At 37.0% G+C, this 26752-nt stretch carries 40 protein-coding genes and 1 pseudogene; 1 reads left to right on the plus strand and 40 read right to left on the minus strand.

What is annotated here, in order from left to right; all coding sequences use genetic code 11:
• From HMPREF2731_RS04485 to HMPREF2731_RS15020, 40 genes and pseudogenes are all read right to left on the minus strand, one after another.
• On the minus strand, positions 1-1688 hold a 1688-nt coding region (locus tag HMPREF2731_RS04485), incomplete at its 3' end, for a BppU family phage baseplate upper protein (protein ID WP_070872412.1).
• Entirely contained in the window at positions 1688-2737 is a 1050-nt protein-coding gene (locus HMPREF2731_RS04490; RefSeq protein WP_002326210.1) for a hypothetical protein, read from the minus strand. The genes HMPREF2731_RS04490 and HMPREF2731_RS04485, both read right to left, overlap by 1 nt.
• Entirely contained in the window at positions 2737-3780 is a 1044-nt protein-coding gene (locus HMPREF2731_RS04495; protein ID WP_002326211.1) for a phage tail protein, read from the minus strand. The genes HMPREF2731_RS04490 and HMPREF2731_RS04495 overlap by 1 nt, the downstream gene beginning before the upstream one ends.
• A gap of 8 nt (positions 3781-3788) precedes the next feature.
• On the minus strand, positions 3789-4622 hold the full coding sequence (locus HMPREF2731_RS04500) for a phage tail family protein (RefSeq protein ID WP_002326212.1): 834 nt from the start codon (positions 4620-4622) through the stop codon (positions 3789-3791).
• 4 nt (positions 4623-4626) lie between these two features.
• Entirely contained in the window at positions 4627-8109 is a 3483-nt protein-coding gene (locus HMPREF2731_RS04505) for a tape measure protein (RefSeq protein ID WP_002326213.1), read from the minus strand.
• Positions 8102-8683: a Gp15 family bacteriophage protein gene (locus HMPREF2731_RS04510; RefSeq protein WP_002326214.1), complete on the minus strand. Its 582-nt coding sequence runs from the start codon at positions 8681-8683 to the stop codon at positions 8102-8104. The genes HMPREF2731_RS04505 and HMPREF2731_RS04510 overlap by 8 nt, the downstream gene beginning before the upstream one ends.
• 8 nt (positions 8684-8691) lie before the next feature.
• On the minus strand, positions 8692-9141 hold the full coding sequence (locus HMPREF2731_RS04515) for a hypothetical protein (protein ID WP_002313620.1): 450 nt from the start codon (positions 9139-9141) through the stop codon (positions 8692-8694).
• A 40-nt stretch (positions 9142-9181) separates the two neighbouring features.
• Entirely contained in the window at positions 9182-9541 is a 360-nt protein-coding gene (locus tag HMPREF2731_RS04520; protein ID WP_002324913.1) for a fibronectin type III domain-containing protein, read from the minus strand.
• Positions 9522-9980: a phage tail tube protein gene (locus HMPREF2731_RS04525; RefSeq protein WP_002309120.1), complete on the minus strand. Its 459-nt coding sequence runs from the start codon at positions 9978-9980 to the stop codon at positions 9522-9524. The genes HMPREF2731_RS04520 and HMPREF2731_RS04525 overlap by 20 nt, the downstream gene beginning before the upstream one ends.
• Positions 9977-10378 (minus strand): minor capsid protein, encoded by a 402-nt coding sequence (locus tag HMPREF2731_RS04530; RefSeq protein WP_002326215.1) that lies wholly within the window; start codon positions 10376-10378, stop codon positions 9977-9979. Before HMPREF2731_RS04530 ends, HMPREF2731_RS04525 begins: the two co-directional genes overlap by 4 nt.
• On the minus strand, positions 10378-10704 hold the full coding sequence (locus HMPREF2731_RS04535) for a minor capsid protein (RefSeq protein WP_002326216.1): 327 nt from the start codon (positions 10702-10704) through the stop codon (positions 10378-10380). Before HMPREF2731_RS04535 ends, HMPREF2731_RS04530 begins: the two co-directional genes overlap by 1 nt.
• Positions 10704-11045: a putative minor capsid protein gene (locus tag HMPREF2731_RS04540; RefSeq protein WP_002326217.1), complete on the minus strand. Its 342-nt coding sequence runs from the start codon at positions 11043-11045 to the stop codon at positions 10704-10706. The genes HMPREF2731_RS04535 and HMPREF2731_RS04540 overlap by 1 nt, the downstream gene beginning before the upstream one ends.
• Positions 11039-11443, minus strand: a complete 405-nt coding sequence (locus tag HMPREF2731_RS04545; protein WP_002326218.1) for a head-tail connector protein — start codon at positions 11441-11443, stop codon at positions 11039-11041. Before HMPREF2731_RS04545 ends, HMPREF2731_RS04540 begins: the two co-directional genes overlap by 7 nt.
• A 32-nt stretch (positions 11444-11475) precedes the next feature.
• Positions 11476-11724 carry an Ig-like domain-containing protein gene (locus HMPREF2731_RS04550; protein ID WP_002326219.1) on the minus strand — a complete coding sequence of 83 codons (249 nt, stop codon included), beginning with the start codon at positions 11722-11724 and terminating at the stop codon, positions 11476-11478.
• Positions 11725-11741: 17 nt separating this feature from the next.
• Positions 11742-12602 carry a hypothetical protein gene (locus HMPREF2731_RS04555; protein ID WP_002326220.1) on the minus strand — a complete coding sequence of 287 codons (861 nt, stop codon included), beginning with the start codon at positions 12600-12602 and terminating at the stop codon, positions 11742-11744.
• A gap of 2 nt (positions 12603-12604) precedes the next feature.
• Complete coding sequence (locus HMPREF2731_RS04560; protein WP_002326221.1) at positions 12605-13174, minus strand: phage scaffolding protein; 570 nt, start codon at positions 13172-13174, stop codon at positions 12605-12607.
• 110 nt (positions 13175-13284) lie between these two features.
• A complete protein-coding gene (locus tag HMPREF2731_RS04565) occupies positions 13285-14448 on the minus strand; it encodes a phage minor capsid protein (protein ID WP_002326222.1) in 1164 nt (387 codons plus the stop codon).
• Complete coding sequence (locus HMPREF2731_RS04570) at positions 14448-15947, minus strand: phage portal protein (RefSeq protein WP_002326223.1); 1500 nt, start codon at positions 15945-15947, stop codon at positions 14448-14450. Before HMPREF2731_RS04570 ends, HMPREF2731_RS04565 begins: the two co-directional genes overlap by 1 nt.
• 15 nt (positions 15948-15962) lie before the next feature.
• Positions 15963-17252, minus strand: a complete 1290-nt coding sequence (locus HMPREF2731_RS04575; RefSeq protein WP_002324918.1) for a PBSX family phage terminase large subunit — start codon at positions 17250-17252, stop codon at positions 15963-15965.
• The gene (locus tag HMPREF2731_RS04580) at positions 17236-17853 is read right to left on the minus strand and encodes a terminase small subunit (protein ID WP_002309108.1); all 618 of its coding nucleotides are present in this window, start codon (positions 17851-17853) and stop codon (positions 17236-17238) included. The genes HMPREF2731_RS04575 and HMPREF2731_RS04580 overlap by 17 nt, the downstream gene beginning before the upstream one ends.
• Positions 17854-17883: 30 nt before the next feature.
• A complete protein-coding gene (locus tag HMPREF2731_RS04585; RefSeq protein ID WP_008265984.1) occupies positions 17884-18108 on the minus strand; it encodes a hypothetical protein in 225 nt (74 codons plus the stop codon).
• A 253-nt stretch (positions 18109-18361) separates the two neighbouring features.
• A complete protein-coding gene (locus HMPREF2731_RS04590) occupies positions 18362-18949 on the minus strand; it encodes a hypothetical protein (RefSeq protein ID WP_002326225.1) in 588 nt (195 codons plus the stop codon).
• A gap of 99 nt (positions 18950-19048) precedes the next feature.
• Positions 19049-19228, minus strand: coding sequence for an XtrA/YqaO family protein (locus HMPREF2731_RS04595; protein WP_002326226.1), 180 nt, complete (start codon positions 19226-19228; stop codon positions 19049-19051).
• Positions 19229-19314: 86 nt separating this feature from the next.
• Entirely contained in the window at positions 19315-19482 is a 168-nt protein-coding gene (locus tag HMPREF2731_RS15015) for a hypothetical protein (protein WP_002326227.1), read from the minus strand.
• Positions 19482-19772, minus strand: a complete 291-nt coding sequence (locus HMPREF2731_RS04600; protein ID WP_002326228.1) for a hypothetical protein — start codon at positions 19770-19772, stop codon at positions 19482-19484. Before HMPREF2731_RS04600 ends, HMPREF2731_RS15015 begins: the two co-directional genes overlap by 1 nt.
• Positions 19772-19978, minus strand: a complete 207-nt coding sequence (locus tag HMPREF2731_RS04605) for a hypothetical protein (RefSeq protein ID WP_010829631.1) — start codon at positions 19976-19978, stop codon at positions 19772-19774. The genes HMPREF2731_RS04600 and HMPREF2731_RS04605 overlap by 1 nt, the downstream gene beginning before the upstream one ends.
• A complete protein-coding gene (locus HMPREF2731_RS04610) occupies positions 19975-20196 on the minus strand; it encodes a hypothetical protein (protein ID WP_070872414.1) in 222 nt (73 codons plus the stop codon). The genes HMPREF2731_RS04605 and HMPREF2731_RS04610 overlap by 4 nt, the downstream gene beginning before the upstream one ends.
• Positions 20197-20523, minus strand: coding sequence for a hypothetical protein (locus HMPREF2731_RS04615; protein ID WP_070872416.1), 327 nt, complete (start codon positions 20521-20523; stop codon positions 20197-20199). It abuts the gene before it with no gap.
• The gene (locus tag HMPREF2731_RS15265) at positions 20520-20810 is read right to left on the minus strand and encodes a MazG-like family protein (RefSeq protein ID WP_371113394.1); all 291 of its coding nucleotides are present in this window, start codon (positions 20808-20810) and stop codon (positions 20520-20522) included. The genes HMPREF2731_RS04615 and HMPREF2731_RS15265 overlap by 4 nt, the downstream gene beginning before the upstream one ends.
• Positions 20811-21113: 303 nt before the next feature.
• Positions 21114-21485, minus strand: a pseudogene (locus tag HMPREF2731_RS15495) (HNH endonuclease); the annotation flags it as partial.
• A complete protein-coding gene (locus tag HMPREF2731_RS04625) occupies positions 21485-21790 on the minus strand; it encodes a hypothetical protein (protein ID WP_083325472.1) in 306 nt (101 codons plus the stop codon). The gene HMPREF2731_RS04625 and the pseudogene HMPREF2731_RS15495, both read right to left, overlap by 1 nt.
• Positions 21787-21948: a hypothetical protein gene (locus HMPREF2731_RS04630; protein ID WP_002301517.1), complete on the minus strand. Its 162-nt coding sequence runs from the start codon at positions 21946-21948 to the stop codon at positions 21787-21789. Before HMPREF2731_RS04630 ends, HMPREF2731_RS04625 begins: the two co-directional genes overlap by 4 nt.
• Before the next feature lie 14 nt (positions 21949-21962).
• A complete protein-coding gene (locus tag HMPREF2731_RS04635) occupies positions 21963-22322 on the minus strand; it encodes a DUF1064 domain-containing protein (RefSeq protein WP_002324927.1) in 360 nt (119 codons plus the stop codon).
• Positions 22315-23208 (minus strand): DnaD domain-containing protein, encoded by an 894-nt coding sequence (locus tag HMPREF2731_RS04640; RefSeq protein WP_070872417.1) that lies wholly within the window; start codon positions 23206-23208, stop codon positions 22315-22317. Before HMPREF2731_RS04640 ends, HMPREF2731_RS04635 begins: the two co-directional genes overlap by 8 nt.
• A gap of 48 nt (positions 23209-23256) precedes the next feature.
• The gene (locus HMPREF2731_RS04645; protein ID WP_002303277.1) at positions 23257-24147 is read right to left on the minus strand and encodes a recombinase RecT; all 891 of its coding nucleotides are present in this window, start codon (positions 24145-24147) and stop codon (positions 23257-23259) included.
• Between the two features lies 1 nt (position 24148).
• A complete protein-coding gene (locus tag HMPREF2731_RS04650) occupies positions 24149-25090 on the minus strand; it encodes a YqaJ viral recombinase family nuclease (RefSeq protein WP_070872419.1) in 942 nt (313 codons plus the stop codon).
• Positions 25091-25226: 136 nt separating this feature from the next.
• Entirely contained in the window at positions 25227-25412 is a 186-nt protein-coding gene (locus tag HMPREF2731_RS04655; protein WP_002319163.1) for a hypothetical protein, read from the minus strand.
• Entirely contained in the window at positions 25409-25696 is a 288-nt protein-coding gene (locus HMPREF2731_RS04660) for a hypothetical protein (RefSeq protein WP_016627808.1), read from the minus strand. The genes HMPREF2731_RS04655 and HMPREF2731_RS04660 overlap by 4 nt, the downstream gene beginning before the upstream one ends.
• Positions 25693-26238, minus strand: a complete 546-nt coding sequence (locus HMPREF2731_RS04665) for a hypothetical protein (RefSeq protein ID WP_002319161.1) — start codon at positions 26236-26238, stop codon at positions 25693-25695. The genes HMPREF2731_RS04660 and HMPREF2731_RS04665 overlap by 4 nt, the downstream gene beginning before the upstream one ends.
• A gap of 63 nt (positions 26239-26301) precedes the next feature.
• Positions 26302-26454: a hypothetical protein gene (locus tag HMPREF2731_RS15020; protein WP_002301569.1), complete on the minus strand. Its 153-nt coding sequence runs from the start codon at positions 26452-26454 to the stop codon at positions 26302-26304.
• Between the two features lie 55 nt (positions 26455-26509).
• On the opposite strand from HMPREF2731_RS15020, the gene HMPREF2731_RS04670 reads away from it, so the two are divergent.
• The gene (locus tag HMPREF2731_RS04670) at positions 26510-26713 is read left to right on the plus strand and encodes a hypothetical protein (RefSeq protein WP_002301568.1); all 204 of its coding nucleotides are present in this window, start codon (positions 26510-26512) and stop codon (positions 26711-26713) included.
• Positions 26714-26752: the final 39 nt, after the last annotated feature.

The raw sequence follows: 26752 nt of genomic DNA on the forward strand, positions 1-26752 counted from the left end.
CCTTTTTCAGTATATTCAGGCTTGATGTCCCAGCTGTAGTCGTTCGGATTGTTACTGTCTTTCAAGCCTTCACCGAAGTATTTAAATTGACTAATATTCGGGGTTCGGGTGTCGCCTTTTTCTAGTTTTGCCCATGAAATAGTACATTTACCGTTAGGAACTTGACTTTCTGGGGGGAGTTGATAAATTACCACCTTTGCCCCACTTCCTATTGGTTTAGATATTTTAGCACCGCTAGACCATGACCACACGTCTGTTAAGCCTTCAACTGGTGTAAGATGTCCTTGAAACTCGGTTGCTGCACCTGTGGTTGTTTGAATATACATACCAAATTGCTTGTTAGCTGGTTTTGTTCCTTGTATTGTAAAAGTTAATTTATCACCATTATTAATTGTTTTATTAATATCAAATGAACCAATTAAGTAATTAGAATTATCGTAACTTTTTGATGTAATTATATTTTCACCCAAAGCCACCTTACTCAAATAATACGGTGCATCCAGTAAGTTAGGTTGGTAAGGGGTGGCTGTAGAGCCGCGTTCAATTTTCACATTTTTTATTTTTAAGGCTACTTGAACACTTTGAGATAAAAATACTCTAAACTTAAAACCAGTTAATTTTTCCATATTGGCACCGCTATTGAATTTTACAGAAACCTTTTGCCATACCTCTGTTGAAGTTACGCTACTCATATAAAAAACGGCAAGATACTTAAGGTTTCTATCAAACTGTCCATCCAATGCAATATTGCATGTTTTTAAATCTCCTACATATCCATTTTCCACAAGCACATCATATGAAATTATATAATCTGTATTATTCAAAAGATTACCTAATGGTAAATCAAACGATGCGGGTATATCAACTCGTGTTTTTTCTATTCTTGCTCCATCATCAATTGGGGTTACAACTAATCCTGTTGTACCGCCAGTTATATTTTCAGCAATATAAGGCTTACTCATAACATTAGGATTCCCACTATAATCATAGTCCCCGAAGTCGATGCTGTTGGAGTACATCTTCTTCAGCTTGCCGAGATCGCCGATTTGCTGATTCGTTTGATCGATACGATCATTCGCTTTATCAATATTAGTATTGAGAGTTGCGACATCTTGATTGGCTTTCGTGATTTTGTCGTTTGTGTCTTTTAATTTCGCATCAATCTGCGTTTCAGATTCCGCAATTTTCTGCTCAATTTCTTGCTTCCCATCAGCTAGAATTTTCTCAATTTTATCAATGGTCTGACTGAAACCATTGAAATAATAATCTTCTAGTTCTGGTGTACTATCATCGATTGGACTGCGTTTGATGTCAAAAGTAAAACGACCAGCTGTATCTAACGAGCGGTCGTTTGGAAAATCAATATATACGCTACCTTCTACGGTGCCTACGTATCCCAGTATATTATCCTCTAACACAATAGAAACAATCCCATTCACAGGATCTTCTACCGTAGCTAGATAGTCATGTTTACCATAACCACCTTCTGCCGTTGCAGATTTGAACATCAAGCGAATCGGAACAGTTGTCCCTTCGGGTAAGCTTTGAGGGATGCCGTTTTTCCGAACTAACTTCATTCGAAGCTTGGCTGTTCCTCGATCATGCGACCAAAAAACAACATTTGTCTGAATCGGATTGATTGCTTCTGCTTGGATCATAATGATCGATTCATTCATTTTATAAACCATCAGCTTAACACCTGCCCATTGTTGATAATCAAACCTCTGCCAATAATTTTATTTTCAGTTGTTGCAAATCCTGCAGCTGGCTTGGCATATCTAGCAGTTGCTGCATCAACGTACACCCCAATGTTATTGCCTGAACCCTTCAAGTCGCCCACACTAAACTCTGATAACAAACGAACTTGCACAGCTATGTCTTGATTAATGAACGTTGTTGAACCATACATATTCATCTTAGAAGTCCCACCTACATATACAGCGTTATATGCCAATGATTTAGTATTCTCCGCAAATTTACACTGACTAATAGCCATATAGCCACTCTGTTCATTGACAATTCCATACTGTCTTCCTTGAAAAAGTGGAGAATTTGCAGTGTCAACGATCTGCATTCCAACGATTTGACAATAGCCAGTACATGTTGCGAACATAATACTTCTAACTTTTACTGGACAATCAGACACTTGTGGGTCTAATGTGCTGGTATCATTTAAAGGACGTATGACAAATGTTCTAAATGTTAATCCATTGACATATACATCTTCCAAATACACCCCATCGCTAATCCAGATGGTGACAGATGATGTTGTAATTAGCGGAACTGAATTGACTGCAGTTTGAATCGTGAGAAATGGTTTCTCTTGAGATCCATCTCCAGTCTGGTCGTTTCCATCTTTTGAAACATAAATATTGATGGGCTCGTTATACCCTCCAATGATTTGTTGGACTGCTTTGTTTAATTGCTCCACTTGTGCTTTTTGACTAGCGGCATTTGTAATTAATTCGCTAATTTGTTCATCTGTCAGTTTTTCATGTTCTACCAATCTGCCGTGTAACGTAGGAAAGGTTTCTCCTCTATTGTTTACACGTGCATCCACTACTTCGTTAGGAGAATCACCGCCTGAATGAAGCACGATATTATCAATACGACTGTTCGTTGATTTGTCTTGATCAGACAATTTCTTCTCAAGATCATTGAGGTAGTCAATGTTTTTGTTAAATTTCTCTTTCCATTCCGTAGAGATACGGTTACTGATTAATTTTAATAACCCCATCAAATCACTCCTTTCTTCGCCATTTCAGCGAGTATCGACGTCATTGTTTTCTTTGTGTTGCTCAATGTGATTTCTGGTGGCTTATTTGGTATCGCTGGATACGTCTTGATTCCTACCACTTGAATGTACGTATTGATATTTAAAGGTTCATAAATGAATGGAACGTGATCGCCTTTTTCGGGACTTATTTTCCATTTCAACGTTACGGATCCCGAAATACTTGGATAGTCTTGCAAGTCTGTCTTTAACCGCTCGAGCATGTTCCCTGATACGGTATACCGTTCGTCTTTAATAGGGTCTTGTATCCTGATTCCCCATTTCTGTGATTCAGGACTTGTGTAAGTGATAGGAGTAAATCTATAGTCACTATCTTTAGGATCCTCAGTATTTGCGCCATCTTTCAATTTTCCATAACCTTTGATTTGCGTCTTCAAGGAATACGTATCAATATCGAAAGACACTTCATCTGTATTGTATTTATAGCGAATCTGTTCTTCCGTCCGCTGGCCGTACTCACTGGCAGGATAGAAAGTTAGATGTTTATTATTCGGAATCACGACTGCATTATAGTCAGATAGAATCTCATTGATCAGCTTCAAGTAATTCGCGTTACCGAAATTTTCTTGTTCAACGGTAAGGAATTTTTTGTTTGGATCAATGACTTCCCATGTAAAGCCGCGACTCCCTGCACTAAATACATGCGTGAGCAACTGGCTAATAGATCTCGCACCAGTTACTGTATTGTACTGATAACCATCTTGAACGGTGTAATAGATATGTGTCGCAACCACTTGTTTCGTCAATAACTGTCCAAGTGCTTCGCGAGTCATTTCTTTGATCACAAATTCCTGTCCGTTGTAGAAAACAGAAGACTCGTATTCAACTAAATCAAATACTTCCTGATTCAACGAATTGTTGGTAACGGTAAAGCCGATCTCCCACGTTTCATTTTGTTGCCAGTTTTCATAAAAAGAACCCTTGTCATAACCGACAAGGATTTCTTCTTTGGTTTGTTCATAATTTCGAATAATTAAATCAGTCACTCAATCACCTACTTATATAAGAAACGGAAATCCCATGAAGATTTCACGCGAGTAATATTTTGGATCTCGATTTCATTGACTCCCTCAACCAAATTGATTAGGCCATGATTCGTATTGATCCCGCAACTTACGCCGTTCAATTTTGGAATCACGCCATCTAAGACCAACGTCTGTCCAAGATTAGTAGAAAGTGAAGGATAATAAACAAAGCGATCACCAGTAGTTTTATTGAAGATTGTCACGTTGCCCTCTGACTCCCCTTCTACCGCAATACGCAGATAATGTTCTCGCGGGTCAATCTCGAAGCTTCCAGCATTATAAATAATGAAGTGACTAGTCTGATGCGTGTACTTGTAATCTTCCGCCACTAACCCTTGCGAGAACTGCCATTCTTCCTCTAGGTTGAAATCCGTTAAAGTAGTTGCGATGGATTCAGAATATCCTTTGATAGCTTCCAGATTTACAGTATATCTTGTGTAAATTACGCCTTTTCTTTCATCGTCAATAGAATCATAAACTACTCGATATTTTTTACCTGGCTCTTTGCTGTAAATTAGATAAAATTCTGGTTCTCTAGTAAACAATTCGCGGAGTTCCGTCTTTTGTAAAACTAAGTCAAACATTGATTGCTCTCTACTTCGAATATCAAATGAGAGAGTAATAGGAAAAGCGTCAAACGAGCTGTTCGAAAGACGCTTTCCATTCGTGCCAGAAAATTCAACAAACTCATTTTTTGCCACTGGCATACCTATATTAATGTCAATCAATCTCAGATAAGAATTATTTGTCAATTCGACAATTTCATCAGAAAATGCAAGATATACACGTGTTTTCTCATTCATTAAACTATCCTCCTCTCATGTACGATCTACGATTCAATACTTTTCCAAAACGTTGATCCATATTATCCCCTACTAAAGTTCCATCTAAATAACTTGAGACCCGTACTGGTTGTTTTGCAAATACTTGTGCAAGCTTTTCAACATCAAATTGCTTCTGACTGTTGTAGGTATTATTAACTATCTGTGATCCAACAGATGCCATCCCCATCCTCGAAGTGCCAAGAGCTGATTCTGGCGTGATAGAATTCATCAAACCATTAGAAAGCTTATTCATTGCTGAATATGCAGATTTCGCATCTGCTTCGATACCTACAGCTATTCCTTGAGGGATAAACTTACCAACGTAATCTCTCATCCAACGTGATGGAGAATGAATTCCAAGCGCGCCAGTTATTTTGTCTTTAATGTTTCCCGCTACTTCAGAAATTTTAGAAGCAACTGCTCCAACCATTGAACCGATACCGTTAATTAATCCTTGTATGATGTTTGAACCAATTTCAAATAAATCAATCCCACTCAAAGTATCTATTATAGAGTTTCCGATATTAGATACTGCACTGGTTACTGACCCTATCACACTAAGAATCCCAGAAACTAAGTTTCTAATTAAATTGGCTCCAGCATTCACCATTTGTCCAAGAAACTGAGCTATAGTACTCAATAATCCAGTAATTAATCTCGCTCCAGCTGATAATAATTGTCCCAATAAGCTCAAGATTCCTCTAATAAGTGCGTTGATCAATTGGACACCAGCTGATAAAAGTTGTGGTATAGCACTTACTAAAGCTTTGAACAAAGCAGCCATTAATTGAATAGCAGCTGATACTAATTGAGGAAGTACTGAGATCACTCCATCTACCAACGCAACAATCAATTTAATACCCGCTGATATCAATTGAGGCAAAGCACTAATCAACGCATTAACTAGAGCAATAGTGATTTGAATTGCCGCTGCAACCAACTGTGGTAATATCGAGATTATTCCTTGTATTAATGCTAATAACAGCTGAATGCCAGCAGCAATAATTTGCGGAAGTGCACTGATTAATGCACTAATCAAAGCCATTGTGATTTGGATAGCAGCATTTATTAACAACGGAAGAATAGAAATTATGCCTCCGATAAGCGCCATTAACATTTGTATTCCTGCAGAAATTAATGTCGGTAAAGCTTCAATAATTGTTGTTAGCAAAGTAGTAACGATAACGGTAGATGCTTCAACAAGTTGAGGCAATGCAGTTATTATCGCATTCACGAGAGAAGTGATGATTTGTAATCCAACTTCTAAAAGCATAGGTAGTACTGTTAAGAACCCATCAATCAGTGTATTAATAATCTGAATGACAACTTCAATTATCGTAGGTAGTGCTGCTACGATCCCTTGAATAAGCATAGTTAACAAATTTGTGCCAACTTCAATAATTTTTGGTAGAAGCTCAGCAAAAGCAGAAATGAGTTTTGTAATTATCTCTGTTGCAGCCAACAGCAGTGCGGGAAGTGCTAATGAAATGCCTTGTACAATAGTAGTTATTATTTTCGTGGCTATTTCAATCAATTTAGGCAAATAAGTAACAATTGCATCCGTCAATGTTTGAATAAGCTGTATAGCTATCTCTGTTAGTTGCGGTAACATTTCAACTATTTTGTCGACAATACTTGTAATCACAGAAGTAATACTTTCGATAATTTGCGGGAGATATTGAGAGATAGAATCTGCCACGTTGCTAATTGTTTCACTTAATTGATCAAACACTTTTGTGATTCCATCTGCACTAAAATCGCCAGTTTTAGCCCACGCAGATATAAATGAAATAATTAAAGAAACTGCTAATCCGAATGGACCAGTAAGCCCTAGTGCTGCTATTGCTACTTTAGTCAAAATGCCGATAACTAGAGAAACTGCTCCGCCGACTTTACCAAAAGCTCCTCCAAATTTTTCCAGCAGATTACCTGCCAATTCTATACCAGAAGAAAAAATCCCTGACAATACAGAGCCTATTTGCGAAAGAGTAGAGCCAAATCTTTCTATGCCAGAAGAAACAATTCTTTTTACTGCATCAACAAAATTAAAAAAAGCTGGTACCGCTACTGAAGCAATTGCTGATCCGACTTCGACAACTTTTTGAAATCCTTTAACAAGATAGTTTCCTACTGTATCAGCTACTTTTTGAAGTGTAGGTAATATAGAAATAAAGACTCCTTTTAGATATTCAAATGACTTAATCAGTCCAGATTTTACAACTTCAATAGTTTTATTTATGCCATTTCGAAACGTTTCACTTGTTTTATAAAAATAGATGAAAGCTGCAACTGCTGCTCCTATAACACCTGAAAGTAGTTGAAATACCGTCAGACCAGCTGGAATAATAGCAGATAACAATGCGTAAGCTGTTCCAGATACTCCAAACATGCTGACCATACTACCTAGGGCCGTTATTACTCCATAGATTTTTCCTACAAAACTTATTAATGTACCTAGAGCTAATGCTGTTTTGAAGCCTACATACGCTCCAGTGGCTGCAATAAAAGCTGGAGCTAACAATTCCACAATGTCTAATAGGCCTTTAAAAGCAGAAATCATATCATCAGTATTATCTATCAATATGTCCATTACTTTTGACATTTCTTCAAATGATTCATTAATAATAGATTTCATACTATCAATATTTTGAGCAATCGTTTTACCAGTAAGTTTTTGCACCAGTTCATCAAACTTAGTAATAAGATTAGCTACACCTTTAGAAACAGCATTACTTAGATTTCCGAATGAAGTAGCGATCCCCAGCGAATTCTCCTTTGCCAAGGTTGCCAACATTCCTGTTCCAGTTCCTAGCTCAATCAGTTTATCTTGGAATTGATCAAATGTTACTGTTCCTTCTTTAAGCGCATTATAGAGATCTCTTTGAGCTGATTTCCCAACAAATCCCATTGCTTCAGCTGTTTTTTGCAAAGCAAGGGGCATGGTTTCTTGTAAAGTTTTCCAGCTCTCTAAGTCGACTTGCCCAGTTGAAAGCATCTGGTTATACTGTTGCATACCTCGACTGGCATCTTCTGTTGAAGCGCCAGACGCAAGAAATGCATTGTTTAATGCTAAAACAGTGTCCGTGGATCTATCTAAATCTCCAGTGATTGCTGTCATTTGTTGTGTACTTGCTACAACATCATCTAATTTAGTTGGCAAACCATCAATTCCATCGGATAATTTGTTAATGGATCTCTGAGAGTCCTCTGCACTAAAACCTAAAGCTTTCATTACTTTAGGGAATTTTTGCATAGTATCGAAACGGCTAATTGCGGAATCTAGCGAATTCTTTAAAACATTAAAAGCAGCCGCCGCAACTTTAACGAGGCCTAAGGAAACAACCAAATTTTTAATTGAGGCTCCTGCTTTATTACTCTTACCTTCTAACTGATCAAGACCCTTGTTAAGTATGGTAACGCCTTTACCATCCACATCAACTTCTATCTCTACTCTTCCATCAGCCATCGTCTTCACCTACCTCCGAATCAGGCAATGCATATTTTTGTTGTAGCTTTCTCATGCGTTCTTTTTCTTTAGCTGATTCTCCTTTGCTCGGTTCCCATGTCCTAATCTGGATGATTCGAGCAAGAATGGTGTCGTCTGGCAAACTCTCAAGCAATGCTTGGAATTCCTCCCACATCATCCGTCCTTGCTCTTCAAATAGATTGATGCCAATTTGTCTGAACGATGCATAGATGTATTTAGCATCATGAACTAGGCTGATGGTCTTTTTTTCTTTAACTGCATTAGGCATAGGATTGCCTAAACGATCAGTTTCAACACCATCACTATCTCCTACAGAAATATAATTTTCTAAAATGTAGTTAAATAATAAAAACTGTTGTTCAGACGAGCCTTGAAAAATTTTTTCAAAGTCACTGATCAACAGTTCTAAACACATATTCACTTTTTCTTCTGGAAATAAATCACTATCTTCCAAAATATCAAAAACATCTAGTACATTATCAAATGTTAAATCGATAGGTAATTCTATACCATCAACCTCTATCGAAGTGACTAACGGGTCATTTAACCGCATTTAATCACCTACTTCTTTTTCTTATTTTTCAATGCTTTCTTTTTCAATAAATCAGCTTTCTTCTTAGAAAGAGTATCTTTACGTTTCAAAGCTTCTTTTTCAATTGCTTCCGCAACTTCAAAAGAAATCGGATCAAACAAGTCTATTAATTGCTCAACATCACGATAAACAGAATAAATTTTTTCAAATGATCCTTCACCAAGCAACGAATCATATTCTGCTTTAGCTAGATTTTTCGTTAGATCAATAATCTTAATAGCATCTTCTTTTTCTGGTTGTTCGATATTCTTGATCTGTTTAAGTTGTTGCTTAAGTTCCTTAACCTGTTCCTCAAATTCAGCTTGAGTATCAAAAAAACGTGTCAGTTCTTCTGGAGTAGTACCGAAAAAGAACTCTACTTCTCCAATATTGATAGGAAAACCTTTTTTCTCTATTTGAAATGATAATTTGTTAGTCATGTTATCCTCCTAAAAAAGCTGCCCAGACGGACAGCTCGACTTATTTTTTGATTAATACTACTGGTATGGACCAAGCAGAACCTAAGAATTCACCGTCATGCAGATAGCGTGCTTTCTCGATATCATTAGCCCCTTGGCCAACCTCGTTGTAAGTTTGGATGTAGAAACGGATTTCATCGCCAGCTTCTAGATGTGGCATATCTGCTGCTGGTAACGTCCAAGAATTTGTTTCCGTATATCCCATTTTGTTGGCATCGTGCGGATCTGTTTGATTCGCATCGGTATAGTGTGGAATATAAGATTTTGCTTTGGGCACTGCATCCCAAGAAAGAGAAACTGACCCATCAACATTCAAAACCCCAGTTACGTTCTGGGGTGCATTAGTGTGTAACAGGAACATCTTCTGCTTCTGGTGTGCTATCAAATGCGATACCGCATGAGAAATCACCGTATGCAGTAGCATCGCCGACCTGAGCAACTGGCTCTGTTACTGTTGCTTTACCAATACGTTGTTTTTTACCAGATGCAGACACTACTTTGAACCACACTTTCCGAGCATCTCCTGATTTTCCAATCATGCCCTCAATAGCCGCCATCGCAGCATCATCTTCATCGTATAAGCCTGTAAATGAATAACCTAACTGATGAGAAGTAACGTCTGTCTCCCCTTCGCCGTTCCCATCATAGTAGCCAGTAGTTTCAGATTCTTCGTTCGAATTATCATCAACGTTGGAAATCCACTTTGCTAACTCCAACCAACCGTCTTCGCTTGGTGTATCAGCATTAGTAGTTGTAATTAATTGAATAAAATAGCTTTGTAAGGCATTTTTGCGTCTCATTTATTTTCCCCCTCAAATGTGGTTAATTTTGTTTGAAAATCTAATAAAAAAACGAACCAACCTTGTTCATCAGCATCATTGATGAAAGGTTTGCTCGTTATAGTTAAATTGTTAAATTCAAAAGATCCATCAGAGCTAGCAACGTCTGACACACGCTCTAACGAATCAGAGATAAGCCAAAGCGTTTGCTCAATTCTATGACCATCTTTTGACTTCATCGCAATTTCAAAATTTAGTTGTACATCTTTAATACCGTCATAGTATTCCACAAGATTTTGCCCGCCTGGTAATGGGTAAATTACTAAGCTTTCGTCAGCAGAAAGATATCCTTTTTTTATTTTTAATGGCAAGTCTGGAATATCATTTATCTTGTCTTTGATTCGATCGATAAAATCCATTACTTAATTCCAGCCCCTTTCATATATGCTTTTTTCCAAGAAGGCATATATAACGCTTTTGCTTTAAAATCCCATCTTGGACCTGTTCCTGGAGTAGTATATTTTTTTCCATTTAGATAGAACTGTCTTCTTGCGTATTTCGTTTCATACAGAATAGCGCTGCCGTCACTTTCGATATGCGCACTTTGGCGAAGGATATTATTCTTTTTAGGTACAAATGAGTTCATGTCAGCCATTGCTTGGTTGGCTAATGCGTATCTTCCTCGCTTCATAGCCTGTGGGCTGACTTTAGCTCTAACTCCATCAAGATTAACTTTAATACCCATCAAATCACCTCTAATTCGTATGAATAGATAGCATCTGAATACGCTTCTGTAATCTTTTCGATCTTAGTGATGACATGTTCTTTACCATCATAAATAACTAATGATTGTTCTTTGAAATTCGGTAAAGGGGTAGTTAAAGTCTTATAACAAAAAATTACTGCATTATAGAGCAACTGCTTGCCACTTGGTGAAAAAGAATACTGACTTCCTCGGTCAATCCGACAATTTTCTATAGTTACATAATCTCCATAAATAGGTTGGTTATAGTCTCCTTCTCCTAAATATTCTCGATAAATAAAAGAATCCACTAGAAATTGTACTGGAGGCTTAGGCATCACCATGACGGAACACCTCGATATAACAAACCCGTTCCTTCTAAATAAATATAGATATCCTCAGCAACAAGTGGTTTACTCTCATTTTTTCCTGAAGGATTATATCTACTAGAGTTTGAGATACTCGTTCTTCCAGCAGAAAAGCTTTGTGGTGTATTATTGATACTTTCATAAGTATCTGCTCCAACTTCATCGAAATATATAATTTGTGAACATAAAGCTAGCTTAAATTGTTTTACACGAAAATCAATTGGATCTTCCTCAATTTTATTAAATTGATAAAAATAGTTAGTGATGCTATCTAGAACAGCAGTTGCTTTTGACAAATGCTTTTTGAAAGCAGCTTTAAAATCATCTGTTTTCCCAGTAAGATCTTTGAATTCTTCAAATTCAATATAAGGCATATAACATCCCTCCTTATTAAAAGAAGAGGGAACTATGCCCCTCCTCCTGCTTCTGTTACAGTAACTTCGCATGTCGCTGTTTTACCATTTACTGTTGTTCCAGTAATCGTTGCTGTTCCTGCGGCAACACCTGTGACTTTTCCTTGTACAGGAGTTACAGTAGCAATTGCTGTATTGCTAGAAGAAAACTGAACAGATTTATCAGCTGCATTTTCAGGCGAAACAGTTGCTGTTAACGTTTCAGTCGCCCCTACTTCAAGCGTTAGAGTTGTTTTGTTCAACGTAACACTTGAAGGGGCTACGCTTTTGGGACGTAAGAAATATAGATTGCTTTTTTAGCGTTGTCGAATACGATAGCATCATAGTAATCTAAACCTTTAATCGTATCTCGATAGCCGCTTCGATCTTGTGATGCCGGCACTGTGTCAACCGTACCAAACTTAACAATAGGTGCCACTGCAGTTAGTGGAACGATAATGAAGTTAAGTGTGTCTTCAATAGTTATTCCGGAAAAACGATCTTTCGCTACTTTTAGAATAGGAACACCGCCATCAATCTGAGCTACTGTTCTATCAATTCCATTAATAGACATTTGGTTTGTCGTGAATGTTTTGCTAACACCTTTGGCATTTTTTAATAAACGATAAGTAGCTGCTGATACAAACATTACGTAGCCACCAGGTACTTCATTGTCAGTCATATATTCTTCAGCGGCATCATATGCAGCTAGAATATTGTCTTCCGTTAAAGTTTCGTTCACTTTTTTACCTGCATTGTCATACATTACTTGAACAGCAACTTTATCACGATGAGGAACTGTAATTAGTCGTTTATGTTCTGTGACAATATTATTAATAGTCAACGCTGCGCTTTCTGACTGATCTAATTGATCTACATCATAACCGAACCAGTCTTCATGAGTAAGCTTGATTGTCTCTTTTTCAATACTAATTTGATTGCGTGCATTTTCTCCATTGCGTTTGTATTGTGTTGCATCCACGAATCCTGACATTTTGTTGATACGTACTTCGTTTGCCCCGACAAAGTCAGCTGCAGTGATACTTTTTGCACCTTGTGTTAAGACATCCCACACTTGGGAATCAGCTCTAAATTCTTTGTCAATGGTTGCTAAATCTTTTGAGTCTAATACTAAAGCCATATTTATTCACCTAATCTTTCTTGAATTTTTTGTACAATACTTTTACCACCCGCTGTAGAACCAGCAGGATTTCCAGGGGTAACAATCGTTGGTGTCGGCGGAGTTGGTTCAGGGTCTTTTGCTTCTTGAAATAAGAATGATTTACTTTCTTGAAGTCCTTTTAATTGTTCTTCAAAACCTTGTAATTTACCGTCGACAACTTTAATAGTGTCTTTATCTAGTTGACCAAGCACAATTTCTTCATCAAGCGCATTCGCTTCTTTTAAAGCTAACTTGATAGCGAAATCTTTCTGCTGCTCTGCAAGTTTTGTTTCAGAATCAGATTTGGCAGCATCAAATTTACTTTGTAAATCTGCAAGTTGTTGAGTCAGTCCCTCATTACCTTTTGCAGCTTCTTTAAGTGCGTCTAATTCAGTCTGGTTAGAGTCAAGCTGTTCTTTGAACTGATCACGCTCTTGTTCTGCAGTAGCTACTTGAGCATTTAACTGCGTAACAGTTTTCCCATGTAAAGCCATAACTGATTTAGCAATTTCTTCGTCAATTCCTAAAGCGATAAGATCTTCTTTTTTCATTTTCTTTTCCTCCTAAGTGTTTTTAGAGTGGCAACTCCCACTGTGAGCCGTCTTTTAGAGACTTCCGAGCAGGTCTAAGCAAAATAAAAAAGCCTAATCGTTGATTAGACTTAAAAATCATCATAGTGAAAATCTTTCAGTAAGGTATTAATAGGTGTGTATACCTTCTCTCTTACGTAATTTCTACTCAAATACTCATTAGAATCAACTAGAGTACGCAATCGACTTTGTGCGGCTCTAATTCTCTTCGCCCACTCTTTTGCGTTTTCGTCTTGTCTGAGAGCTTCTGAGACCATTCTATTCTTTTTATATTTCACAATCTGACGTTCTAGGTAGCGTTGCTTCTTAGTTAACTCCGCAACCTTTTTATTTTCTTTTTCGTTGAATTTAGGTTGATTATTTGTATTGACACTAGGAATAAATGGGATATGCATATGTTGACAATTTACACCTCGGTGCCCGCCTGCAGTTTCATATTCTGCTTGCCAATATGGATCGTAAATACTTCTATATTTCCAATTGGGAGGTAATTCAGACATGGGTCGTAAGTCAACCACATGACCTTGAATCTTTGAACATGCTTGCCTTGCTCCCATATGGCTTGTGACTAGCACGGTGTGGACACTATACTCGCTCATGCGGTCTTTTCTTAATGTGTCATAGGTATTTGATAGGGTAGACTTTAAAACTGTTCTAACATACCGTTCTAGGCTCCATGTATGCCCTCCCTTATCAATAAAAGTAGACTTAATACCTTTTTGAGCCCATCCTTGAATCGTTCTTTCTAGTGCTTCATCGAATGTAAAAAGACCGCTGTTAAATGCAGCAGTCGTTTTGTTAATTATTTCTGTGTACATTTGAGCGGTAGCTGTTCCGTAGCCAAAATTGGTAGATAGTAACGTTTGATTCACATAATTGTTTATGTCAGACCATACTTGATCATGATAAGCTTTCATGACATTGTCTAGGTTCGATGGCAAAGTCTTAGGATCGTAAGGTAGTTGTTTGTCTAAGTCTCTGATTATCTTTTCTCCTGAGCTATCAAACATACTTTCAATTTCAGATTCAGCAATTCCTGTTATTTGAGAAATCACTTTTGCAGTTTCTTTATTAAATAGATGCAACTGTTGCAGTTTTTCTCTTTGCCAATCTAAAATATTATCGTGCCCACTATTCAATCGTTTGATGATAATACGTATTAATTCGCCTTCTAACGATTGATATAGATGAGCCATATTAGAAGACCATAAGTCTAACTGATGTGGAGAAACCATTATTCTTCACTTCCTAATTGTCCCTCAATTATGTTTTGCTCATGCTCTGAGTAATCCATATCAAGAGTTTCAGCCCTAATCTCATATACTATCCTTTTTGCTTCTTTTTCTGTAACTCCAGTAAGTTTTTGAATAGCAGTTAACTTAGATGTTAAGCCAGCTGTTACTAGTTTAGAGTAATAATCAGCCTTGGCATCTTGTGATTGGAAAACACCATCATCAAAGTCGATATTTATTCCTAATTCTTTGACAGGATTAAATAACTTGTATGCCTCAGCAAGTTCAAAAATCGTAGTGATCAATTCTTTCAACGCTTCTTCTACAATAAGAACATTATCTGACCGAGTAGAAAAAGTTTCAGAGTTTTCACTAATTATCTCAGTCGCTGTTTTAACAGACTGGCCATCAAAACTAAATGTTCCACTAGAAAAGCCTGTCTGGAGCTCAATAATTCGCAAAATGAAATTGATACTTGCTATAAATTCAGTTGATCGCAATGATGGAGCGAATTCATCAATAAAAGGTTCATCAGATTTAAGCCGTTGAAAAACAGATGTTTTACTGTCAAACCGCTTCACTGGTTTTCCATTGCTGTCATATTTAACTCTGAAAAAGTGATCAGATGCTAAAATTTTTCTTCTAGCTTCTTCTATTTCCCACATAAACTCATCGTATTTTTCATTGATATCTGCCAATTGTCGCTTAGCGTTGTCGATCACACCCAAACTTAGTGGGCTATCTAAATTAATATTATTTTTACCCGCTAGCTTTATATACACAAAAAGAGGACGACTAAAACCATCTAAGATCGTCTCCTCCTGCAGATTTTTATACTTTTCTAAAGAGTTGAGAGGAATCCTCACACCAACTTGCTTTTGTTCTTCAGATCGGTACAATTCGTTTCTGATGCGGTACTTTCCGTCAACCCATTCATGAAATTCTAGCAAAGTATAATAGATTGTCTTTTGTCCCTCGGCTTGCTGAGTTACAGTAGCGATGGCTGCTTCTGAAATATCATTGGTATTGGATTGTAGAGGGAAAAATGTATCAGCTCGACAAAATGAAATTTTGATTTTACCTGAATTAGTATCCACGTAAGGCCTCAAAGCTAAACCGCCAATGGCATAACCAGCCTCTAGCTCTTCTCCGAAGTTTTTCCTGAATTTATTGTCAGCAAATACCGACTGCAAAAATTCATCAGCTTTTTCATCATCCAAACTGATGTTGCATCCATCGTTGAATACTAGCTTAGATAACTTTCTGGACACTACTTTGGATACGTTCAACGAGTGAAAAGGACGCGTCTGCCTATAACCATCACTATTGATATATTCTATGTCCCCATAAACGTTTCTATAAATTTCTTTATTGTTCCTTATTCGACTTAATTCGCTATCACTCATAGCAATCTTTGGATGATCTGTGATACTATTCAATGTTTCAACCATTCCTATTTTTGCACCTCCAATCCTAAACAAAGCTTTTAATTTATCGAACATTTGTCCACCTCTTTTCTAGGCGATGTAAGTTTTGTAGAAATAATTGTTTCCATATCTCGCTTCATCGAGAGCGTGATTATATTTATCAATCGGTAATCCATTGTCATTTCTTACGTACATAGATATTTCTTTTTCAAAATTGTAGTGATCATATTCTTCGCCGTTTTCCAAGATGATGAATTGTCCACTAGTCATCGTATTTTGGAGACGTTCAATGCCGACTTCGATTTTCAATCCATTACTCGAAACTTTGTCAGAACTATTATTATCAGCTTTATCAGTCTCAATACCAATTAAATCCAGTTCTGTTCTTAGTGTTTTACATGCTGGATCGACAAAGAACCAGTTCCATCGAGGAAGATGTTTCCATTTTGTATAGCACCACTCGACAAACTTTTTGATTTCTTTAGCGTATATAGACATCGCCTTGGTTTCTCCAGTCTCAGTTCCGCTATGATAGTAGTTAGCTAAACGATACAAATAAAACTTTCCTTCGTGATGAGTAACCACCCAAAAAGCACAAGTCGTAGCATCAGCTTGCCCACCATCTGCAGTAAAAAAAGTTTCAATTATATTCCCCTTTATCTCGGTAGCTTTGTTGTTCTTGCCAAACATAGCATAGATAACACCTTGCGGTAATACTCGATGTCCGTACCAGTCACGTTCTAGAAGATATTCACTACTAGAAAGCTCATCAAAAAGTTCTTTCTTTCGCTCCTCACTTAAAATTGGATTGTCGTTCGGTGTCCAATGACGAAATAAAAAACGTCCTGACTTCTCAAAACGTTCAAGCAATTCAATATTAGGATGGTTTGGCGCTGGTGGGTTCTGTTCTCCTAAGTGGTAACGCCATTCAGCGGCAAATGTCCGTCTAAAGCATTCATTGATAAAGTCTTTGTGCAATAGATTAAATTCGAGAAATGTCACCGTTCCTAAAGACATACCCGTGATAGCCCCAACAGAGTTTATCTTCCCTCCGCCTTTATAATAAATTTTCTTTTCACCGTTTGGAGCATATAACAACAGATGATCACCATGTTCATCGTGTCGTATATCGGAACAACCATCAAATATATGAACCAAGCCTAATCCATCTCCATCCATAAACATTCTATAAGCTTGTTCCTGGTTATAAGCAGTTACAAGATGGTTTTGATCAGGGGATCTCAAATAAAAATCAGCCATTTTAAAAATATCGGAAGTTGTCTTCCCACTACGAGGTGTTCCTTCATTCAATTCAAAAGTAATCCCTTGAACCACTTGATTAATATTACTAATCTGTTTCGGGCTAAACTTCAGTTCCATTACTTCCATCACCTCCAGATTTAACATCTAAGAGAGCTTGAAGCAGATTATTGACTTTTCCTCCAGCAGTTAACTTATCTGCTTTATTTTCAATTATTTTTGCTTCAGCAATTGCCTTTCTAACCTGAGCCTTAGATAGTTTGTCTGAACCATTAACGTGATTATAAAGCAACTCAAGAGCTTTAAGTTTAGGATGAAACTTCACTTCTAAAGATGAATCTATAACTTCTTCTCCATCGCCAATCGGTCGTAAAGTTCGATTACTTTTTATAGCTTGAATTACACTCGTATCTAAATTATCACTTGAAAGCATGGTTATATTTCCATCTTGATCCCAAGTCATATATTCTCCGATGTCCGAAAAAGCAATTTTAGCTATTTCTTGGATCACACGATCAGCAGTTATTTCTGTTCTACGACTTCTTTCATTCATTAATTCAGAAATACGAGTTTGAATTTCAACATTTTTCAACAACCGTTGTCCTTGAGAATATGCAGTTTTGCTGGAATATCCGGCTCGAATGGCCGCTTGCGTTGCATTAAGATCAATTAGATATTCTTTTGCAAATTGTTCTTGTTTATTATTTTTTAGTTCAACCATTCTCACCACCTCTCAGTTTCTTGATTGTACTTAAATATACTTTGAAAGATTTTCCTTTATGTGTTTATCTGAATAGAAACCATGACCGCAATAGACTAAACGGCATGCATCAATTTCATTCGGTTCGGCTTCTCTGATCATCTCTATAACAGAATATTTGCTTTTCATTTGAACAGATTGAACAACTCTTTTATCACGACAATCTTTGCATCTTGGATAATCGTTGATCAATGACACATACCAGTATTTCCTCATCAGCTTGCCTCCCTATAATATGTATGAAATAGCCAGTGACAACAAATAGATAATAAGAACGTTTTAGGAGGAGTTGAGTTCACATCCTTTTTATTTATGTTGGTTGCCACTGACTATCGTTAAAGAAGAAGCATCGAAAACGATGCATGATTTATTTTTGAAGAACAATTATTCGGAATAAAAGAATGAATTAACTTGTGAGTGTCTAATCTAATAATTGACTTCACTTATAGGTGGGAATGGTTTACAAATTTTAGCTAATCTCAAAAAGGTTGATTTGGTGTCCATATTCAAAATAATTATCGATTTTATTTTTTATCCTCTGAGACATGGATTTGACTGTTCCAACAGCTAAGTCCATTTTTTCAGCAGCTTCTCCATAAGTGCATAGATCTTTATTGATCAGATGGAATAATGTCAGTTCTTTATTAGACAATAAAGATTCTATCTCCGTCACTTGGAGCAACATTTCTCTTTTCTTTGGGGAAATCGTCTCTTCAGCAGGTTTTTCTATTTCTTGCAAGTAAACTTGATAACTCATAACATCGATATCTGCCACTTTAACGGCTCTCCTATGTTTTGGTATCTTCTTAGCTTGTTCATCATCAAATGGTTTTTCTCTCCCTGTTTCTAGCCAAAATAAAGCATATTCTGTTGTTGATATAGCTTCTGCTATCACTTTTTGATCTGCGATGTCTTGAGGAGTGCGATCATCTATTAATTTATGTATCACTCTCCCATTTTCGTTAACAGGCACGCGATATCGTTTATTTAAAATTTTTTGATGCTGTTTTTTCAATATATTCAAGTCAGTTTTGTATTCTTGAATCAACTCATTCATATAGATAGCCTCCTCAATTTCGCAAATAAAAAAACGGACACAAATCAACAAGAAAATTCTTGTTAACTTGTATCCGCCAGTTTTCTGGTAGGATTATATTTAAAATAGTTGTTTTACTTCTTCTTTAACTTGCTTAACTTTATTGCAATGAGACTCTATAACTGTTGTTCCAAACGAAGGAAGCTCGACACTTTTCATTTGACCGTTTGAAATAATGATTAAACAATGTTCTCCTTGCATTTTTTCAATGTCGCTTAATCCAATTACCTTTAACTCCATAGCTGCCTCCTGTGATATAATAGACTTACCTTGGCAGGGGCAAATCATATTTGTCACGAGCAGCGAGCTAATAATGGCTTGCTGTTTTATTTGTCATCAGATAATAAATCGACAATTTCAGCATACTTCGTGTCTTTCAGTATGCTTTTTAGTTTATTGTTTTCTTTTTTGAGATTAGTTGCTTCGTTATTCAAGGAAACAACCGTCAAAAGTAGAATAACTATTGCTGTGATACTAATAACGTTTGTGATCATTAGTTAATTACCTCCATATCCACCAATCGAGCCACTGCTAAATTCTCTTTGCTTTTCGCTAACCGCTTGTCACATTCCATCGTGTTTTCAATGCGAATGATCGCTGAGTGATTATAGACGTGTTCTACATATCCACGAAATGGATAGATGAACCCTTCTGCTTCGCAGCGAACCATGTCACCGACTTTGACTTTTGGTTTCTTACGTTTTTTAGGATTCTTTGTCGGCATATCTAGCATCAAACCGCCAATACCATGACTACTAGCGTAAAATCCGTCTTTTAGTTTCATTACTCTACCTCCTCGTGATCGACAGTGACCAGTTCATATACTTGCGTTAATCCACCAAGTCGTCGTGAAACTTGGTTAGCTTCTTCGAGATTATCAAACCATCTTGCACTTTGGAGTATGTCTACAATGGATAATGTGTTAGCCCCTATAGAACGTTCATCACTTCTGTAAAATTGATTTCCAAACTTTACTACATAAATCTTCATTCTGTTTCCTCCCATTTTATAGATAATGTTTTCGCAGATGGTGATTCTGCTTTTTTTAACTGCACTATATCTTTATTTGCTGATCTTTCATCAAAATACTCCTGAGCTCTCCTCTTGTTTTTTGTAAAAACAGGCTTGCTATCATTCCAGTGATGGAAATAAACTTTCTTAAACGAACCATCTTTGTAATCGAACAGATAAAATGCTATTTTGAACATTCATTCCGCTTCCTCCTCATCGATCTCTATCTCGACATCTCTGCCTTCTAAAATCTGTTTGGTATCAATATAGGCTACGAGTATTTTTCGATTTTGGCTTAAAGCAATATACGGATCAATCAAAGCAACTTCTGCGTGTAGACGATAATAAGCAATACAATCTATTTCTAAAAATCTCAAACGATCAATAGCATCATTAATCATAAAATCTGTAACGTTTTCTGCTGTATTTAAACCATCTGCATATTTAGGCAGGACTTCATCATTGATGAACTCAGCCACATCTTTTGGACATAAATCAGTCAGTTCTTGTTGTGTATAGTTCATTTGCTATCCTCCAAATCACTCGACTTCACGAATACACCATCTACCATCTTCCCTGTACGTCCTTTGATTTCGTTGTATGCCATTTCTAAACACTCTTGTACGTTTGTCCCTTTTTGCATGGAAAGGATAATCAGCGTGACGATTACGTCTCCTATGCCGTCTTTCACAGCTTCCATGTTGCCACGGAGCATACCAGCAGCAATTTCAGCCGTTTCTTCAGCTACTTTTAAAAACTGTTTTTCCGGAGGAGTGTTATGCAATCCTCTCTCCACCGCCCACAATTTCACTAAATCTACTAACGTTGAAACCGTAATTTTGTCAACATTTTCTTTCACCTCTTCAATGGATACATACTCAAAAATAAATTTACGTGTATTTCCATTCATTTCAGAAATATTTTTATCACACCATCTTTCTGAATACCCATAGTGTTTTGAACAATCTCTTGCAGAAAGAAAATATCTAGTTACTCCTGTCTCTTTTTCATAACATTTTACTGGTTTGCCATTTTTGGCTTTCACTGCTGTTTTTGCTACAACTGGATACTTCTTTAATCCCATAGCGTACGCATGATAAAGTTGTTCTGACCTGTCAGCCCACTCAAGGTTAGAAATGTGGCTATTGATCTTGTTACCGTCAATGTGATTGACAGTTTCTTTATTTTCTAGGTTTGGGATAAATGCTTCCGCAACTAATCTGTGTACTTTTGCCGTTTTTTTCTTCCCAAAATATGTCAGCTTCACTATTGGATAACCATCAGTATTTAACCGCTGCTGTAAAATCCTCGCTTTTCTTAACTGACCTCTAGCATCTATATAACTCAAAACAACTACTTCACCATTACGTGTAACTACGTGGTGAGGGAAATCCTTGACATACTCAAACTGCTTTTCTGGCGAATCAGCTTGATCCAATCCCTTATCTTTTGCCCACTTCTCTACTTTTGTGATTAGTTCGTTCATTATTTCTCCTCCACATACCTAAATTGTCGTCCCTTTGAATCAATCCATAAGCTCCTAGCTCTATCCCAGATGATGTTTTTGCTCAGACCAGTAATTTCAGATAACTGTTCAGCAGTACCTGTTACTAGAATTCGATCACCATGCCAGATTGCAATTTTTCTCGGCGTTCTCCGTTTGGTTTTTTCAGCCCACATTGGTTTGCCGAGCTTTTGGACTTCTGCAACTATTTCTTTGTCTTCTTGCCAAGATTCTGACTTGGTTAATTCAGCAATTCGTTTCATTGCTGCTTTCTTATCCACGCTCATTCCTCCAATCTACGAATTTCCCTTCTTAAATTCTCTATGTGCAAATCGATTGCCTTTCTAGCCGTTTCATTGACCATCACTGCCTTTGTTCGTTCCAGATCGTCAATCTCACGTTGAATGCTTCGAATACGCATTTGAATCACTTCTTCTGTTGTCATGATGGATCACCTCATTAAAACCGTTCTTCCTTGAACGTATTCCGATATTTTTTAGCTAATATCAACGGCACTTGATATTGATGACAGAACAACTTTGCCTTGATCTTGAAGTCTTTTGTCTGCATTCCTTTGACATCTACGACTTTGACAAGTTTGCCGTTTTTATAAAATGTGAAGTCGGGAATATACTCGATCTTGCGATACTTCTTTCCGTCTAGTTCAAATTTCGGCATCAGCTCAAATCTTTCCTGAAGTTTTACTTTCCAGCCGTTCGCTTCAGCTTGCCACAAGGCTAGATCGTAATACTCTGCTTCCGCAATAGAATCAAACTTGATACCTCGATGGATAGTTTTTCGATTACGATATTTATTCATTCTCAAGAAGCGCCTCCTTCTTAGCCTGATAAGCAGCAAAGCGGGCTTCTAATTCTGCTTTTTTATCAGGATCTAGCGTCTTTTCTTCTTGAGGTTTGTTGACCCAATCAGGTAACTTTTCACGCCGTACATTGTTTTGACGTTTAGGAAGATAGTTTTGTTTTTTCTTGTTCTTAAAATCTTCTTGGGCTTTTTCTGCTGATTCCATTGTCTTAATTCCTTGATTACTCCATGAATTTAATATCGCTTCAACATATTTTTTCAATCCTGGCATCTCAACGTTGTTTTCGAAAGCTAATTTAAAAGCAAAGAGAATCATATCTGCTCCCCAAGCTTTAATCATCGGTCCTAATACTCCTTGCAAAAGTCCAGTAGGTGCTTTCCCCCAGTTTTTTTGGATGAACTCATACACGCCTATATCATCATCTTCTTTATTTGTTTTGTTTTGTTTTGTATTGTTTATATAAGCTGAAGGATTTACTGTAGAATCTACTGAAGGATTTACTTCCCTATTTACTTTCGGATTTACTTTACTATCTACTGGAATATTTCCAGTAGCGGAGTTTTCTACCGTATTATCTACTGTAGTTTTTACTGTAAAATTTCCAGTTAGATCAGAAAGAATATAAACTCCAGCTTTTGTACGACCTCTCTTTTTATATTGAAGGAGTCCGTTTTGGATCAATTGATTACGATTGTTAATCAATGTTTTTTCAGACGTTTTAGTCATTGCTTGTAGCCTTGTATTGGCAATCGATAATTCGCTCTGCCATCCACTTTTGTTTGCTATAGCCATTAGCTTATACCAAAGCAGTTGGGGACCAGCGCCAAGCTCGTTATATTCAAGCCAATTGTCAAAAGCATTAAGCTGTCCGATGTAATCCAATTGTGTTCCTCCTTTCGTTCTAGTAATTTGAGGGAGAAAACTCCCTCATTATTTGTTTAACGGCGGATTAGATGCATCAAATAATCCAGTTTGTACATCTTCATTTTCTTCAGATATAACCTCTGCTTCTTTTCTTTCAGGAATATCTTCTTCAACTTCTGTTTCAGCAATAATGCTGCCATCTTCTTGAACTCTTTGGACTCTCTCATCCGATGTGGTAGCTTCTTGCATTTCAATGGATAAGATCCCCCATTTAGAAAGAAGATTTCTCAAAACAGTTTTTCGTGCCATTGCATTGTAATCAGATGCCCACACACCACTTAACTTTGTCTTATCTCGATCTTTGTTGTTAGCAATTCGATGAGCTTCAATTTCTTGTTTGGTCCAATAGACAGTTTTCTTGAATCCATTCAGTAATTCAAAATAGCCAACATATCCAATGACTTCATCAGATGTTCTACCATTTGGATCAAACTCGAACTCTTCTGTCAGTCGGTTCCAGCTTTTTAGTTCTCCTTCGTAAACTTCAATCACATTTAATGCTTTGTATTTACCTGATCGTTGGGCTAATTGGATATATCCTTTATAGCCAAGCATAAATTGAGCTTTCTTTTCCCATTTTCCTGTTTGCTTGTTTTTGCTATTAAATGGAACGAGATAGGCATAGCCAAGATTCTTATCTAGTCCAAGATTTAATGTTGCAGCAGTTAACGCACCACTCATGATAGACATCGGTTCACTATCTGCAAGATAACTGTCATTAGATACAAGAGTCATAACATTCGACATAAAAGCATTAGCATTGTCATGAAGTACTTCTTCAAATTTCTTTCTCATTGTTGGTGTATTCATTAGAGCTTTAAGCCCTAACTGTCCTGGTGCAACTTGTTTCTGTGGCTTTTCTGCCAATTGATTTTTTAACGATTCATTTGTTGCCATATTATTTGATCTCCTTTTCGGTTAGCCTTCTTGATTCAGTAACGTTATAAATCTCTTCATCATTTGCGACATCTGGATATTTCTCTGCTAGTTTCTTCGAGTTCATACGTCTCGTACGGACAAGTTTCCAACTGATGATGTTTTTTTGAGTGATCCCGATACTAGCTTCACGTTTGCCTAATTCACTGATGAACTCGTTGTCCACCTGTCGAATAGCCGATTCAATTTCTTTCTTGGTTCGCTTGAGTTCATTTTTCTGTTCAACTAGTTCATCGAAATGAATTGGTAACGTCGTTTGAACGTCTTCAACATCTGCATACTTCTCTTTCAAGAAATCAGCTGTCGCTTGACTACCATCAATAATTGGCTCGATACCTCCAAGAACGTTCGTTTCCCAAAACTCTACTAATTGTTCAGTGATTGTATCGATCAGCTCTTGATCTCGTTCAATCCGCTTCCAGATAAATTTTTGACCACCGATTAAGACAGCGATGTAACAATAGTCTTTGTTTAGAACGTTCATGTAATGTTGAACTTGACAGAGATAGCTAAGCGGTACCTCTTCGCCTTCCCATTCTTTACCGAGAAATTGATTGGCTGTTTTGCATTCCAGAATGGCATTTTCTCCCACTACTTCCCGATCAATATTCGCTCTTAGAAACGGATGCAGTGGATGTTCAAAGACTTGATTTCTTCTGCGAACCTTTTTACCTGTCCGTTCTTGAAATTCTTTAGCAACCACTTCTTCTAAAACATTACCCCAATAAGCGGGCTCACTTCCTGATTCTTCAAGTACTACTTGTCCTGTTTTTTCTAGCCAGAGTTGATAAGGTGATTTCCACTTATTCAATCCTAAAATCGTTCCGACATCAGAACCTCCGATGCCTTTCTTACGGTCTTCAAGCCATTCTTGACGGCTCATTTCTAAGGTAGATTTACTCATCGTCTTCCTCCTCTTTATGTGGCGTGCCCCATTCGGGAGTCGTCAAATACTGATCGAGCGCTTGTCCAAAATCATTCATTGTTTTAGCCTTCCTTTCGTGCTAAAATACAGTTAAGTTATTTTGTTATGTTGCCGATTAGCGATTACCGTCGCTGGTCGGTCTTTTTTGTGTTGGCATTTTGAAACTTTCTCTTACAGCAGTAACCGTTACTAAGGTTCCCCAATAAATAAGTGCATATGCTGGATTAATACTTGCTAGTACGATTGCTACTAGGCTCATAAGCAAAGCGCTCTTGACAGTCATTTTAAATACAGTTTTCATTTCTTTCTCTCCTCTCTATATTTAGCAATTTCACTAGCCAAATCTCGGTTCATATAATTGTTTAAAAAACGGTTAACTTCAGCTTTGGGTATCCGTATCTCTCCAATCTTTAAGCAACCCAAGTACCCCATATCGATCAAAGCTTTTACGTTTTGTGGATTTGTTGTTATAGCTAATGCCGCTTCAGTAACTGAGTAAGTTAGTTTTTCGACGTTTCTCTTACTGTTGCGCTTCAAGACAACTTTTTTTGGAAAAATATTTTCCAATGTTTCCATTTCCATCATCCTTTCATATATCCTTGTACCACCCAGTACGACAGCCGTTCCTCACTAAGCTTGCGAATATCGATTCCAAGTATTTCGCATAATGCACTTATTAGTGTGACTTCAACCATGATCTCGTCTAAAAATTCATAAGCATATGCAATGATTTGTTGACGATCATCAACAGTTAAGTAATTTACTTGTTTAAGAAGAATTTTTTCTACTTCTTGCTTCTTCTGTTTCCGCTCATCTGATTCAATCATTTGCAACTTATCAAGTGAAGATGGATCTCTTCTATAAACATCACCATCTATTGATTTAAATAAACCAAAGAACTCATGAATCACTTGAAGAGTGAAATCTGAATCTCTAAAATGATCCGTTAACGCCTGAGCATTTTCCAACGTCACGGGCTTCGTATTAAGCAATGTTGTCCAATCGCTTAATGACTGTTGAGAGACGTTGATTTGTCTTGCTATTTCCTTTTTGGTCTCACCACTCTTATTAATTACTTCGACTAACGATTCTCGAATAACACTTGATTTTTTTAACAGTTTAAACACCTCATATTCTTATTCGCCCGTATATCAATACGAGCAATTTTTTTATACTATTAATTTAAAGAATCAAACGAAAGCTGCTTCATCTAGTTCACGTTCAAGCTCTTTTTGGACTTCTTCAACTAGACGATCGAGTTGATCATCATTTGCACATTTGATGATGTGGACTAGTCTAGGTCTAGCATCAAGTACGATGTTTATTTTTTCTTGTCGTGTCATTAAAATCATCTCCTTATTTATTTGATATAATCTCACTATGAAAGGTGGTGAGATTATGGCTTATAAAGAATCTATCGTTAAAAAGATAATCGAAATCGTTGAAATAGCTCCTAAAGGGACAAGTACCCACTATTTAGAAGGTTTCAATCAAAAAGATGTAATCGATACTGTAAACTCTCTTCATTTAAAATATCCCGACAATATTTTAGAAACAGAAAGTTATTATAGTGAGCTTGTTCCAATTGTAATTAATAAATAATTTTTGGTTATTCTCCTTTTGAATTTTTGAAGTATTTAC

The organism is Enterococcus sp. HMSC072F02, assembly GCF_001837725.1.
GTDB lineage: Bacteria > Bacillota > Bacilli > Lactobacillales > Enterococcaceae > Enterococcus_B > Enterococcus_B lactis.

Bases quoted from the DNA above. Each gene is read 5' to 3' on its own strand.
- HMPREF2731_RS15015 (WP_002326227.1), bottom strand. From the start codon at position 19,482: ATGATCACAAACGTTATTAGTATCACAGCAATAGTTATTCTACTTTTG.
- HMPREF2731_RS04645 (WP_002303277.1), bottom strand. From the start codon at position 24,147: ATGGCAACAAATGAATCGTTAAAAAATCAATTGGCAGAAAAGCCACAG.
- HMPREF2731_RS04575 (WP_002324918.1), bottom strand. From the start codon at position 17,252: ATGGAACTGAAGTTTAGCCCGAAACAGATTAGTAATATTAATCAAGTG.
- HMPREF2731_RS04590 (WP_002326225.1), bottom strand. From the start codon at position 18,949: ATGAATGAGTTGATTCAAGAATACAAAACTGACTTGAATATATTGAAA.
- HMPREF2731_RS04660 (WP_016627808.1), bottom strand. From the start codon at position 25,696: ATGATGGAAATGGAAACATTGGAAAATATTTTTCCAAAAAAAGTTGTC.
- HMPREF2731_RS04650 (WP_070872419.1), bottom strand. From the start codon at position 25,090: ATGAGTAAATCTACCTTAGAAATGAGCCGTCAAGAATGGCTTGAAGAC.
- HMPREF2731_RS04610 (WP_070872414.1), bottom strand. From the start codon at position 20,196: ATGTTCAAAATAGCATTTTATCTGTTCGATTACAAAGATGGTTCGTTT.
- HMPREF2731_RS04600 (WP_002326228.1), bottom strand. From the start codon at position 19,772: ATGAAACTAAAAGACGGATTTTACGCTAGTAGTCATGGTATTGGCGGT.
- HMPREF2731_RS04530 (WP_002326215.1), bottom strand. From the start codon at position 10,378: ATGGATTTTATCGATCGAATCAAAGACAAGATAAATGATATTCCAGAC.
- HMPREF2731_RS04520 (WP_002324913.1), bottom strand. From the start codon at position 9,541: ATGTTCCTGTTACACACTAATGCACCCCAGAACGTAACTGGGGTTTTG.
- HMPREF2731_RS04525 (WP_002309120.1), bottom strand. From the start codon at position 9,980: ATGAGACGCAAAAATGCCTTACAAAGCTATTTTATTCAATTAATTACA.
- HMPREF2731_RS04560 (WP_002326221.1), bottom strand. From the start codon at position 13,174: ATGAAAAAAGAAGATCTTATCGCTTTAGGAATTGACGAAGAAATTGCT.
- HMPREF2731_RS04670 (WP_002301568.1), top strand. From the start codon at position 26,510: ATGGCTTATAAAGAATCTATCGTTAAAAAGATAATCGAAATCGTTGAA.
- HMPREF2731_RS04580 (WP_002309108.1), bottom strand. From the start codon at position 17,853: ATGGTTGAACTAAAAAATAATAAACAAGAACAATTTGCAAAAGAATAT.
- HMPREF2731_RS04595 (WP_002326226.1), bottom strand. From the start codon at position 19,228: ATGGAGTTAAAGGTAATTGGATTAAGCGACATTGAAAAAATGCAAGGA.
- HMPREF2731_RS04555 (WP_002326220.1), bottom strand. From the start codon at position 12,602: ATGGCTTTAGTATTAGACTCAAAAGATTTAGCAACCATTGACAAAGAA.
- HMPREF2731_RS04635 (WP_002324927.1), bottom strand. From the start codon at position 22,322: ATGAATAAATATCGTAATCGAAAAACTATCCATCGAGGTATCAAGTTT.
- HMPREF2731_RS04505 (WP_002326213.1), bottom strand. From the start codon at position 8,109: ATGGCTGATGGAAGAGTAGAGATAGAAGTTGATGTGGATGGTAAAGGC.
- HMPREF2731_RS04500 (WP_002326212.1), bottom strand. From the start codon at position 4,622: ATGAATGAGAAAACACGTGTATATCTTGCATTTTCTGATGAAATTGTC.
- HMPREF2731_RS04565 (WP_002326222.1), bottom strand. From the start codon at position 14,448: ATGGTTTCTCCACATCAGTTAGACTTATGGTCTTCTAATATGGCTCAT.
- HMPREF2731_RS04570 (WP_002326223.1), bottom strand. From the start codon at position 15,947: ATGTTCGATAAATTAAAAGCTTTGTTTAGGATTGGAGGTGCAAAAATA.
- HMPREF2731_RS04515 (WP_002313620.1), bottom strand. From the start codon at position 9,141: ATGACTAACAAATTATCATTTCAAATAGAGAAAAAAGGTTTTCCTATC.
- HMPREF2731_RS04585 (WP_008265984.1), bottom strand. From the start codon at position 18,108: ATGAGGAAATACTGGTATGTGTCATTGATCAACGATTATCCAAGATGC.
- HMPREF2731_RS04490 (WP_002326210.1), bottom strand. From the start codon at position 2,737: ATGGGGTTATTAAAATTAATCAGTAACCGTATCTCTACGGAATGGAAA.
- HMPREF2731_RS04630 (WP_002301517.1), bottom strand. From the start codon at position 21,948: ATGACAACAGAAGAAGTGATTCAAATGCGTATTCGAAGCATTCAACGT.
- HMPREF2731_RS04535 (WP_002326216.1), bottom strand. From the start codon at position 10,704: ATGGGTATTAAAGTTAATCTTGATGGAGTTAGAGCTAAAGTCAGCCCA.
- HMPREF2731_RS04605 (WP_010829631.1), bottom strand. From the start codon at position 19,978: ATGAAGATTTATGTAGTAAAGTTTGGAAATCAATTTTACAGAAGTGAT.
- HMPREF2731_RS04545 (WP_002326218.1), bottom strand. From the start codon at position 11,443: ATGCCTTATATTGAATTTGAAGAATTCAAAGATCTTACTGGGAAAACA.
- HMPREF2731_RS15020 (WP_002301569.1), bottom strand. From the start codon at position 26,454: ATGACACGACAAGAAAAAATAAACATCGTACTTGATGCTAGACCTAGA.
- HMPREF2731_RS04625 (WP_083325472.1), bottom strand. From the start codon at position 21,790: ATGAGCGTGGATAAGAAAGCAGCAATGAAACGAATTGCTGAATTAACC.
- HMPREF2731_RS04510 (WP_002326214.1), bottom strand. From the start codon at position 8,683: ATGCGGTTAAATGACCCGTTAGTCACTTCGATAGAGGTTGATGGTATA.
- HMPREF2731_RS04540 (WP_002326217.1), bottom strand. From the start codon at position 11,045: ATGGTGATGCCTAAGCCTCCAGTACAATTTCTAGTGGATTCTTTTATT.
- HMPREF2731_RS04655 (WP_002319163.1), bottom strand. From the start codon at position 25,412: ATGAAAACTGTATTTAAAATGACTGTCAAGAGCGCTTTGCTTATGAGC.
- HMPREF2731_RS04615 (WP_070872416.1), bottom strand. From the start codon at position 20,523: ATGAACTATACACAACAAGAACTGACTGATTTATGTCCAAAAGATGTG.